At 45.9% G+C, this 10000-nt stretch carries 13 protein-coding genes and 1 pseudogene; 8 read left to right on the top strand and 6 right to left on the bottom strand.

Going from position 1 to position 10000, the window contains the following annotated elements; all coding sequences use genetic code 11:
* On the bottom strand, window positions 1–881 hold an 881-nt coding region (locus LDL40_RS01845), incomplete at its 3' end, for a DEAD/DEAH box helicase (RefSeq protein ID WP_300993176.1).
* A gap of 138 nt (window positions 882–1019) precedes the next feature.
* Here LDL40_RS01845 and LDL40_RS01840 point away from each other — a divergent pair.
* The 5 genes from LDL40_RS01840 to LDL40_RS01820 are packed head-to-tail and all read left to right on the top strand — an operon-like array spanning window position 1020 to window position 3829.
* Window positions 1020–1562: a DUF2058 domain-containing protein gene (locus LDL40_RS01840; protein ID WP_300993174.1), complete on the top strand. Its 543-nt coding sequence runs from the start codon at window positions 1020–1022 to the stop codon at window positions 1560–1562.
* The gene (gene arfB, locus LDL40_RS01835; protein ID WP_300993172.1) at window positions 1556–1984 is read left to right on the top strand and encodes an alternative ribosome rescue aminoacyl-tRNA hydrolase ArfB; all 429 of its coding nucleotides are present in this window, start codon (window positions 1556–1558) and stop codon (window positions 1982–1984) included. The genes LDL40_RS01840 and arfB overlap by 7 nt, the downstream gene beginning before the upstream one ends.
* 30 nt (window positions 1985–2014) lie before the next feature.
* Complete coding sequence (locus tag LDL40_RS01830) at window positions 2015–2875, top strand: TraB/GumN family protein (protein WP_300993170.1); 861 nt, start codon at window positions 2015–2017, stop codon at window positions 2873–2875.
* Window positions 2872–3390, top strand: coding sequence for a GNAT family N-acetyltransferase (locus tag LDL40_RS01825; RefSeq protein ID WP_300993168.1), 519 nt, complete (start codon window positions 2872–2874; stop codon window positions 3388–3390). The genes LDL40_RS01830 and LDL40_RS01825 overlap by 4 nt, the downstream gene beginning before the upstream one ends.
* Window positions 3374–3829: a YaiI/YqxD family protein gene (locus LDL40_RS01820; protein WP_300993166.1), complete on the top strand. Its 456-nt coding sequence runs from the start codon at window positions 3374–3376 to the stop codon at window positions 3827–3829. Before LDL40_RS01825 ends, LDL40_RS01820 begins: the two co-directional genes overlap by 17 nt.
* Here LDL40_RS01820 and LDL40_RS01815 read toward each other — a convergent pair.
* Complete coding sequence (locus LDL40_RS01815) at window positions 3826–4566, bottom strand: class I SAM-dependent methyltransferase (protein WP_300993164.1); 741 nt, start codon at window positions 4564–4566, stop codon at window positions 3826–3828. The two genes, LDL40_RS01820 and LDL40_RS01815, sit on opposite strands and share 4 nt — an antisense overlap.
* A gap of 45 nt (window positions 4567–4611) precedes the next feature.
* Here LDL40_RS01815 and gloB point away from each other — a divergent pair, with 45 nt between their 5' ends.
* The 3 genes from gloB (at window position 4612) to LDL40_RS01800 (ending at window position 7519) form a co-directional block, all read left to right on the top strand.
* A complete protein-coding gene (gene gloB, locus LDL40_RS01810; RefSeq protein WP_300993161.1) occupies window positions 4612–5367 on the top strand; it encodes a hydroxyacylglutathione hydrolase in 756 nt (251 codons plus the stop codon).
* A gap of 67 nt (window positions 5368–5434) precedes the next feature.
* Complete coding sequence (locus LDL40_RS01805; protein WP_300993159.1) at window positions 5435–7003, top strand: LysM peptidoglycan-binding domain-containing protein; 1569 nt, start codon at window positions 5435–5437, stop codon at window positions 7001–7003.
* A 27-nt stretch (window positions 7004–7030) separates the two neighbouring features.
* The gene (locus tag LDL40_RS01800; RefSeq protein ID WP_300993157.1) at window positions 7031–7519 is read left to right on the top strand and encodes a hypothetical protein; all 489 of its coding nucleotides are present in this window, start codon (window positions 7031–7033) and stop codon (window positions 7517–7519) included.
* 13 nt (window positions 7520–7532) lie between these two features.
* On the opposite strand, the gene LDL40_RS01795 is transcribed toward LDL40_RS01800, so the two are convergent.
* The 4 genes and pseudogenes from LDL40_RS01795 to LDL40_RS01780 all read right to left on the bottom strand — a co-directional run.
* Window positions 7533–7739 (bottom strand): hypothetical protein, encoded by a 207-nt coding sequence (locus tag LDL40_RS01795; RefSeq protein WP_300993155.1) that lies wholly within the window; start codon window positions 7737–7739, stop codon window positions 7533–7535.
* A 61-nt stretch (window positions 7740–7800) separates the two neighbouring features.
* Window positions 7801–8439: a maleylacetoacetate isomerase gene (maiA, locus tag LDL40_RS01790; protein ID WP_300993153.1), complete on the bottom strand. Its 639-nt coding sequence runs from the start codon at window positions 8437–8439 to the stop codon at window positions 7801–7803.
* A gap of 83 nt (window positions 8440–8522) precedes the next feature.
* Window positions 8523–9539, bottom strand: coding sequence for a fumarylacetoacetate hydrolase family protein (locus LDL40_RS01785; RefSeq protein WP_300993151.1), 1017 nt, complete (start codon window positions 9537–9539; stop codon window positions 8523–8525).
* A gap of 10 nt (window positions 9540–9549) precedes the next feature.
* Window positions 9550–10000: pseudogene (locus LDL40_RS01780) on the bottom strand (homogentisate 1,2-dioxygenase); the annotation flags it as partial.

Raw genomic sequence — 10000 nt, 5'->3', positions numbered from 1 at the left:
GCAGAAAATCCTTGCATCACCGAATTGCGCTGTCCTTGAGTCAACTTACCGCTTAAGCCTACAGCAGGGTAGCCCATCGAATCACATAGTTTGGCCAGACGATCAGTATCTTCACGTGTTGCTGTAAAGATAATCAACTGACCTATTTGTTCCTGTTTTAGCAAATAGGCTAGTAATGCCTCTTTATGAGATAAATGATCGGCGAAATAACAGCGCTGCTCAATGTCTTCATGTTGCTGATAAGAGGCTCCAACAGAAACCCGGTGCGGTGACTTCAATAATGACATCGCCAGTTCGTTCACCTCAGCATGATCTAACGTCGCGGAGAACATCAATGTCTGACGCAAACGGTGATCGGCGGCTTTGTTGATTTCATTCAGTTGTGGCATAAAGCCTAAATCCAGCATCCGATCCGCTTCATCTAAGATCAGCATTTCCAGGCCCTGAATAAAAAATGTTTTATGCTGCAGATGGTCAATAAAACGCCCAGGGGTGGCCACTATAATAGTTGGCTGACGTTTCAGAATTTTTTCCTGCTCGTTAAAATTCTCGCCACCTACAATCAAAGCGCTGGTTAAAGGCGTATTAGCAACAAACAAACGCAGCTTGGCGTAGACCTGATGAGCCAGCTCCCGGGTGGGAACCAGAATTAAAGCACGCGCATCTTGCTTGGATAAAGGCCTGCTGCGGAGCAAGCGCTGCATCATCGGCAGTAAGTACGCCAGAGTTTTTCCCGACCCTGTTTGCGAAGAAACCATTAAGTCTTTACCTGTCATAGCGGCAGGCACAGCCTCCTGCTGAATTGGCGTTGGTTTCGCAAAGCCAAGATGCTGGATAGAACGGACTAAACGAGGGTCTAACGCAAGATCGTGAAATAACAAGATAAGGTCCCGTACAAATTCAATTAAAGTGCCTTATCATAACGCATTTTTTGCTTCGGCAGTTAGTCTGCCCTTCTGCTCTTTGCAGCGCCGCTTTAACATGAAACAATAGTATCATCGGATCGATAGGATATTCTTATGAGTAAGTCACTACAGGAACAATTGCTAAAGGCTGGCCTTGGCAATGAGAAAAAGCTAAAAGCCATTAAAAAAGAAAAACATAAAGAACGGGTGCAAGCAGGAAAAAATGGCACTGTAGTCAATGAGGCTTCAGTCCTGGCTGAACAAAGCCGACAGCAACAACTGCAACGCGATCAGGAGTTAAATCGTCAACGTAAAGCTGAGCAGGATAAAAAAGCTTTAGCTGCACAGGTCAAACAACTGATTGAGCTCAATACCATAGCGCACAAAGGTGAAACCGCTTTTAACTTCACAGATGGCAGCCTGGTCAAACGTTTGTACGTTAGCAACCGCATCCATGCCGAACTGACCAAAGGCCAGGCCGCTATTGCCAAGTTAGCCGAGCAGTACTATGTGATCCCGGTAAAAGTGGCGGAAAAAATTCAGCAACGTTTAGCGGAAACCATCATAGTACTGCACAACACAGGGCAAAGCGCTGAAGTTCAGGCTGAGGATGACCCATACGCTGCCTATCAAATTCCGGACGATTTGATGTGGTAACTTTGGTTCAGGTCAAACCCGGCCTTGAGCTTGATCTGGATGAGCTAGAATTCAGTTTTATCCGGGCTCAGGGCAGCGGTGGCCAGCATGTCAACAAAGTCTCGACTGCCGTGCAACTGCGTTTTGATGTTGGTCGCAGTAGCTTGCCAGAAGCATTTAAACAGAAACTACTGCAATATCCGGACGATAGGATCAGCAAAAGTGGCGTTATTGTCATTAAAGCTCAGACTCACCGCAGCCAGGATATGAATAAAGAAGATGCGGTGGCGAAATTAATGCAACTGCTACAAACGGCGAGTTTTGAGGCGAAAAAAAGGCGGGCGACTAAACCTACCTTTGGTGCTCGCATGGACAGACTAAAACAAAAAACACAACATAAAGAACGCAAAAAGCTACGGGGCAAAGTAGGCTCTTTTGATTAGTCAGACAGTTTATCTCAGAGGTCGTCAGCAGTGATCCGTATTATAGTCTCGTGCCTTTTACTTCTCGTGACCTGCCAGACACTGGCAGACGGCGTCTGGAAAGTCAGTAAAGGAAATCAGCATTTTTTTCTGGCGGGTTCAATCCATATGCTCAGTGCTGAAGATTACCCTTTACCTGCGGCCTTCCTACAAGCATTAAAGCAAAGTGACGTTCTGTTATTGGAAACAGATTTGGCGCAGCTAACAAGCCCAGACGGAATACAACAAATGATCGCGTTGAACTCTTACCCCTCAGGTGAAAATTTGTTGCAGCATTTGTCTGAGCCATTAGCCAGACAACTGGCGCAGTACTGCAAAGAACATCAGGTCCCGCTTGAACAGATTTCCAGATTTAAACCTGCTTTTGCCGCAGTAATGTTAACCAGTACTCAGCTAAAAGCTGAAGGCGCCACAGCTCCTGGTGTTGACGAGTTTCTGCAGGGCGAAGCGAAAAAGTCTGGTAAATCGATTAAAGGTCTTGAGACCATGCAGCAACATTTAGCCGTGCTGTCAGAGCTAAATGATGCAGGTGCTGAAACTCTGATTAAAAGTACGATGGATGATTTAGATGACAGTGCTGAAGATTTTGATGCAATGCGAAAAGCCTGGCGCAGTGGCGATCTTAAACAACTCGAACACCTATATCTGGATGACCTAAAAAGCTACCCTGCGATTTACCAAACTCTGATAGTGAAGAGGAATAAAGCATGGGTTAAGCACCTGGTCGAAACCAGGTACGACGAGCCTGTTTTTGTGCTGGTTGGAGCTTTGCATCTGGCAGGTGATCAAGGCCTGATAGAACAGTTTAAGCAAAGGGGCTACCAGCTGACTTTAGTAAGAGACAGTTTATGAAGCACCCACCCTATCAGTTATCTCCAGTCACTCCAGAGCAATCAGCCTATTTACATAATTGGTTTGATTCACAACAGGATTTGGATCAATGGGGCGGTCAGGGCTTTTATTTCCCTATCCGTGCTTTGCAATTTTTACAACAGTTGTACTTACCTGGCACTCAAAGTTACTGGCTCTATCAGCACAAACAACGCGTTGCCTTTGGTCAGCTTTGTGATCGTTTTGATTGCAACCATTTGGCACGTTTGTTAGTACATCCGGAAAGAAGAGGCCAAGGTCATAGCAAAACACTAATTAAAGGTCTGATTGCACAAGGTTTACAACAGCAACCTCAGCGGGATTTTTCGCTTTTTGTTTATCGTAAAAACCACATTGCTGTGCAGTGTTATCAACAATTAGGCTTTGTTGAAGCTGAGCAACCTGGCGTGGCAGATCCACTGCTGTTTTTTATGAAATTAAGCCGTAAGGCAGCAAAACAACTTTTAAAGGATCATCAGGATGCCAATCTGGGTTGATGCAGATTCCTGCCCAAAAGTGTTAAAAGAGATATTGTTTAAAGCCGCTGAGCGAAAACAAATGCCTCTTTATCTGGTCGCAAACCACAGCCTACAAATTCCGCGCAGTACTTATATCAGAGCAGTTCAGGTGGAACAGGGGTTTGATGTGGCCGACCGTTATATTGAACAGCGCATCGCATCTGGCGATCTACTGATCAGTAACGATATTCCGTTAGCTGCTGCCGTGGTTGCCAAAGGAGCTTTGTGTATTACCAGCAAAGGCCGCTTGCTGACTCCAGACAATATCAGTGACAGACTAACGATGCGTAACTTACAGGAAGAGCTGCGTAATACAGGGATTCAGTTGTCAGGTCCAGCGCCATTAGGACCGCAGGATAAGCAGCAATTTGCCAATCAACTGGATCAATGGCTACAAAAGCAACCAAAATCAAATTAATCGTGATACAAGCCCTGCCGCGCGCTAATGCCTTTGACTGCGGTCTGAAAAGCCGGTGCTCGTTGCCATTTAGGCCTGATCGGCGTTAATGGCAATACCCTTTTACGGGCGACCAGTAAATAAGACGCGCCAAAATAGCCCAGATAAGTTTCGCACCATTTCTGCCAACGACTGTCAGGCTTATGCTTGCCGAGCAAACTGGACCAGAAAAAACGTTGTTCATACATCACTTCAAATCCAAGTAAATGTAGCCAGTCTTTCACCCGGGAAGGCGTAAAAAACCGTCCAGCCCATGGCAATTGTTGCTTCACACCGGGCCAAAGTTTTAGCAGCCCCGCGCTGCTTAGTGGATTGTATCCGCTTAACAGCAGATAGCCATCAGGCATCAGCACTCTGTGAGCTTCACGCACTATATGGTGAGGGTCCGGATAAAACTCCAGACAATGCGCCAATAATACTGCATCTATAGACTGCTCGAGAAAAGGCAAAGCATCAGGTTCAGCCACAACACCAGCCTGCTCCATTTGCTCGTTTAAGCTGATTTGATGTTTGATCGCGCAGGAGGATGTATCCAAAGCACTACTTAAACTCCCGACTTTCAGCAAATGATACCCAAAAATCTTCGGCCACCACTGACTTAATTGCGACTCTATGGCTCTGGCCATTTGCTCACCTTGCGGCAATTGTGACCATTGTCGGGGTATTATTGTACTGTGGTAACTTAAAGCTGGTTTCATCCGGTACACTACACCTTATAAGAACATAAGCCTTGGAAATTTTTTATGTCAGACATCACCGCCATTGCGGCTTTTAAGGATAACTACATTTGGTGCCTGCGCCAAGCAAAGTCGGCCCTGATTGTCGACCCGGGTGACGCCAATGCAGTTCAGCACTATTTGCAGCAGCACGAGTTACAACTTGAAGTGATCCTCATTACCCACCATCACCCTGACCATACCGGAGGGATAATGGAGCTAAAACGACTCTGGCCCAAAGTGATGGTTTATGCTCCAGCTCTAGAACAAGATAAAATTCCCCATGCCGATCACTGGCTACAGGACAATGATCAGTTAAAACTGAGTCAGTTTGATTTAACTTTTCAGGTGCTGCAACTTTCTGGCCATACTCTTGGTCATATTGCCTACTATTCAGCGCCCGTTCTGTTTTCTGGTGATACGCTGTTTAATGCAGGTTGTGGCCGATTGTTTGAAGGCACAGCAGCGCAGATGTGGCAAAGTTTGTCACGTCTTCTGCAGTTGCCGGATCAAACCTTAATTTATGCTACACACGAATACACTCTGGCCAATCTGGAGTTTGCCCTTTGGGCTGATCCGGATAATACAGAATTGGCCAACTACCAACACTGGTGTAAACAGCAAAGGGAAATGCAACAACCAACCTTGCCTACTCCTTTGGCTGTGCAGCGGCAAATCAACCCTTTTTTAAGGGCTGAGGATGCAGCATTGCAACACCGCTGGCAACAATCCAATGCCGTGGATCTGTTCACCGCATTACGATCCGCCAAAGATCGTTTTTGATCACTAACCTTGCTTTTGAAGGCTGAGCAGGTAACATAAGGCGGATTTTTGATTTTGGGACACATAAATGCTGAATAAATTATCTGTCGCGGTAGCGGCTGCACTGCTTGCCAGTTGTGCTGTTCCACCCCAACAGCATAAAACAGCAGGCCGGGATGAGAGCTCCTATCCAACAGATCCGGTTCAGGATAAAGCAGCTACAGCACAACAGGTAGCCAACGCTTTATTGAAACATAATTCACCGTTACAACCTGACAGCAAATTGGCCCAGTACGATAACATCTGGCAGCGCATTGCTGATCAGATGAGCCTGAACATTCCTGAAAATGAAGACATTGAAAGTCAAAAACGCTTTTTTATTCGCAATCAAAAACTGCTGAAAACTGCGTCAGAAAATGCTGCGCCTTTTCTGTACCATATTGTCACTGAACTGGAACGGCGCGGAATGCCTCTGGAATTGGCACTATTGCCTATAGTCGAAAGTACCTACAATCCTAAAGCGGGTTCCTTTTCCGGAGTGCTAGGCATTTGGCAATTCAGCTCAGGTACAGGGCGTAATTTTGGCTTAAAACAAAATGCCTGGTATGACGGCCGCAGTGATGTAATGGAATCCAGTCGTGCCGCTTTGGATTACTTACAGTATCTGTACAGCAATGTTGATCAAGACTGGTTAAGCGCGGTCGCAGCATTTAACGCAGGTGAAGGCCGTGTTTTCAAAGCCATCGAGCGTAACAGGTACAGAGGGAAACCAACGGATTTCTGGTCGTTAAATTTGCCAAAACAAAACACCAGTTATATTCCGAAATTGCTGGCTCTGGCGGAGCTGCTTAAAAATACCAAAAAATATGCTATAGCTTTGCCCGTCTTGGCCAATCAGCCTCAGACTAAAGTTCTTCAAATCAACAGAGGCTTGGATTTAAACCAAGCTGCCGCAGTGTTAAAACTCAGCGTAGCTGAACTCAGACGGTTAAATCCCGGCTTTAAAACAACTACAGTCCCCAGTGCGAGTTACCAGTTGGTGGTCCCTATTGATAGCTCTGAAGATGTAGAGCAGCAACTGGCATCCCTACCTAAAGTGAAAGTTGCACCTATAGCCACTACAGGTCGCTATAAAGTGAAATCCGGCGATAGCTTGAGTAAAATCGCTGCTGAGTATAAAACGTCGGTTAAAGCCATACAGCAAGCGAACAAACTTTCTACTAGTCAATTAAAAGTAGGCCAACAGCTGATTATTCCAGGGTTGATGCCAAACCTACAAACCGGAATCGCAAAAAGCCCGGCTAAAAAATCAGAGGCTAAGTCAGGCGCCCAAAGTTATACCGTCAAAAGTGGCGATAATTTGTGGGAAATTGCGCAAAAACTGAAAGTGAGCACCGATGCCCTGGTAAAGTGGAATAAACTGGCAGCTAAGGCACAACTCAAACCCGGCCAAACTCTGACTTATTACACTGTTAAAGCAGAAAAACCAAAAAGCACGACAAAAACCATGACTTACAAAGTAAAAGCAGGCGACTCATTGGCCAGCATAGCCCAGCGTTTTAGTCTAAAGGTTGCTGATATCGTGAAATGGAATAATATTAAAGCAAATAAGTACTTACAGCCTGGGCAAGAACTGACTTTGTATCTGGCGGGTTGAAGCTGCACATGATGTTTGAGGTGTTGTATGGTTAAGACTTACCTGACCTTGCTGCTTTCGTTCTGGCTACCAGCGGCCTGGGCTTATTTTACTGTGCCAGGCCAAGGACAATTGGTGTTACTCGACGGTACTAAGCAAAGCCTGCAATTTGGTTTTGCATTTACACAAAAAAATGGCACAGAAGTGTTCCAGGCCGGCGTGCAGGAAGTCGAAGTTGCTGAACTACCTGATAAATATACCTTAGCTTTGGTGTTGCATCAGGATGAGCAAATCTGGGTAACGGACTGGATCAACCAACCATTGCAGGGCTTTGAATGGTCGCTTGGCAAACACAGCTTCAAACTGAGTAAAAACACCGATCCTAAATACAAAGACAAAGCCAGAGGCGGATATGTGTTGATCTTTGATCAAACGCCCTACTTCTTCCACAAAAATATGGCGCAGATCAAGTTTCATTTTAACAAAGAAGGCGTAAGTGAAGTCAGGATTGAAGGCATGTTTACGCCGGGACGTTAAAGTTTAACTGCCCTTAATGCTCTTCTTTTTGCAGTTGTAGTCTGGGCACTATGCCCCAGACGAGGCAGAGTGTCGGCGCCAACCAATGAAACCACCAATGCCAGTCCATAGTCCGCCCTTGCGTCAACAAATAAAAGCTGACTAGTACCTGAGTCAATAAACCCAAAGTTCCCATATAAAAAAGTACAGCATTGATCGGCTTTTTAGGCAGTTTCAACATAGATCAGATTCTCATCACTGCTTATTAGGCCAGATTAACAAAAACTTCAGTCTGACGCGACTTAAACAGCATCAACTTGCTGCTCTGGCGCCGCTTTACAAAAAGCATCAAGTTCGTTACAACGTCGATAAATAGCGCTGATGAAAGGATAATCCGCCATATTCACGTCAAAACGTAAGGCGTTATAAACCTGAGGGATCAGGCACAGATCAGCTACTGTGACTCGATCACCAAAACAGTACAATCCGGCTGTTTGTTGTAACCTTTTTTCCAACGCATTAAATCCCTGGGTCATCCAGTGTTTAATCCATTGTATTTTTTGTGTTTCTGACAAAGCCAACGGACCGGTCAGATATTGCAATACACGCAAGTTATTCAAAGGATGCATATCACAGGCGATATCCAATGCCAAAGCCATAACCCGGGCTTTCTGTGCTGGCTCTGCGGGATACAAAGACACTTGCGGGTAGTTGTCTTCCAGATACTGAATAATGGCCAAAGATTGGTTCAGACTCAACTCGCCATCTTCAAGTGTTGGTACCAGTTCTGATGGATTAAGTTGCTGATAAGCAGCACTGTGCTGCTCTCCACCATTTTTAACCAGATGCACAGGACAATGCTCGACCTGCAGTCCCTTTAAATTTAATGCTATACGCACTCTGTAAGCGGCGCTTGAGCGCCAGTAACCATGTAATTTCATTGTTGAATATCCCTTTGAAGCAGATACAAAAAAGCCAGTCGGCCCTTTGAAGGTCAAACGACTGGCTTTTTAATCTAACTAAATTAAGCGCCGTATTTCACTACTTTTTGTTCAATAGCGCCGAAGATAGAGTGGCCAGCTTTATCCAGCATTTCAATGCGGATACTATCACCAAACTTCATAAAAGAGGTTTTAGGCGCACCATCCCTTATGGTTTCAATCATGCGGATTTCGGCGATGCAGCTGTAGCCCAAGCCACCTTCGTCAATCGAAGTACCGTAGTCAGTGCCTTGTTTGTTAGACACTGTGCCTGAACCTATCACAGCTCCAGCCCCTAAATTACGGGTCTTCGCCGCATGAGCCACTAACTGACCAAAATCGAACGTCATATCGACACCGGCATTGGGTTGACCAAACAGCTTACCGTTTAAATGCGACACTAATGGCAAATGCAGCTTGGCATTCTGCCAGTCAGCACCTAATTCATCCGGTGTCACAGCTACAGGACTAAAAGCAGACGCAGGTTTTGATTGAAAGAAACCAAAGCCTTTGGCCAATTCATTCGGAATTAACCCCCTTAATGATACGTCGTTCACCAGCATCACCAGACGGATTTTATGGCGGGCATCTTCCGCACTGATCGCCATAGGCACATCGTCAGTGATCACTGCCACTTCACCTTCAAAATCAATACCGTAGTCTTCGCTAACCACTTCAATTGCATCACGTGGGCCAATAAAATCATCTGACCCACCCTGATACATCAAAGGATCTGTCCAGAAGCTGGGTGGCATTTCAGAGTTACGGGCACGGCGCACCAACTCGACGTGATTAACATAAGCGCTGCCATCCGCCCATTGATAAGCCCTTGGTAAAGGTGATTCGCACTGGGTCTGGTCAAAAGATTTTTCGCCCTGCACTGTGCCACTGTTCAGCGCCTGATAAACTTCAGATAACTGTGGAGCAGCCACAGACCAGTGATCCAGCGCCTGTTGCATAGTTGCAGCTATTGCAGGTACAGCAAGGCAACGGGACAAATCACGACTGACTACGACTAACTGACCATCACGCTGGCCATTTTTTAGACTTGCTAACTTCATTTTTTATTCCTTACACAGCAGCCGGTTTGATTTTCCAGCTATTCACATAGTCCGGGTTTTCTGTGGCTAAAGCGGCGTCACCGACATAAAGTGCATCACGCGTGTCCAGCATCACCGCCACTTCATCAGTAAATTTCTTTTTGTACTCACGACCAGCCGCAAAGGCTTTTGGGTGAGGTCCGTGGGTAAAACCTGCGGGGTGAAAGGTCACCATGCCGCGCTCGATATTGTCGCGGCTGAAGAAATCACCAGCATGGTAAAACAGCACTTCGTCATAATCGTCATTATTATGGTAAAACGGCACTTTCAGCGCGCCCGGATCACTTTCAATAGGACGAGGCACAAAAGTACAAACCACAAAACGCTGTGCAACAAAAGTGGTATGCGCTGAGGGCGGTAAATGATACCTGTGGCTCATTAATGGCCGGATATCTCGCCAGTTGATCCGCATCACCGCCAAA

The organism is Rheinheimera sp. (genome assembly GCF_020217005.1).
Classification (GTDB): Bacteria; Pseudomonadota; Gammaproteobacteria; order Enterobacterales; family Alteromonadaceae; genus Pararheinheimera.
Note: the sequence above shows the minus strand (reverse complement) of the source record. Positions and strands in the feature narration are given on the sequence as shown.

Excerpts from the sequence above, each read along its gene's own strand:
- LDL40_RS01820 (WP_300993166.1), top strand. The coding sequence starts at position 3,374 with ATGCCAATCTGGGTTGATGCAGATTCCTGCCCAAAAGTGTTAAAAGAG.
- LDL40_RS01785 (WP_300993151.1), bottom strand. The coding sequence starts at position 9,539 with ATGAAGTTAGCAAGTCTAAAAAATGGCCAGCGTGATGGTCAGTTAGTC.
- LDL40_RS01825 (WP_300993168.1), top strand. The coding sequence starts at position 2,872 with ATGAAGCACCCACCCTATCAGTTATCTCCAGTCACTCCAGAGCAATCA.
- gloB (WP_300993161.1), top strand. The coding sequence starts at position 4,612 with ATGTCAGACATCACCGCCATTGCGGCTTTTAAGGATAACTACATTTGG.
- LDL40_RS01815 (WP_300993164.1), bottom strand. The coding sequence starts at position 4,566 with ATGAAACCAGCTTTAAGTTACCACAGTACAATAATACCCCGACAATGG.
- LDL40_RS01800 (WP_300993157.1), top strand. The coding sequence starts at position 7,031 with ATGGTTAAGACTTACCTGACCTTGCTGCTTTCGTTCTGGCTACCAGCG.
- maiA (WP_300993153.1), bottom strand. The coding sequence starts at position 8,439 with ATGAAATTACATGGTTACTGGCGCTCAAGCGCCGCTTACAGAGTGCGT.
- LDL40_RS01840 (WP_300993174.1), top strand. The coding sequence starts at position 1,020 with ATGAGTAAGTCACTACAGGAACAATTGCTAAAGGCTGGCCTTGGCAAT.
- LDL40_RS01795 (WP_300993155.1), bottom strand. The coding sequence starts at position 7,739 with ATGTTGAAACTGCCTAAAAAGCCGATCAATGCTGTACTTTTTTATATG.
- LDL40_RS01805 (WP_300993159.1), top strand. The coding sequence starts at position 5,435 with ATGCTGAATAAATTATCTGTCGCGGTAGCGGCTGCACTGCTTGCCAGT.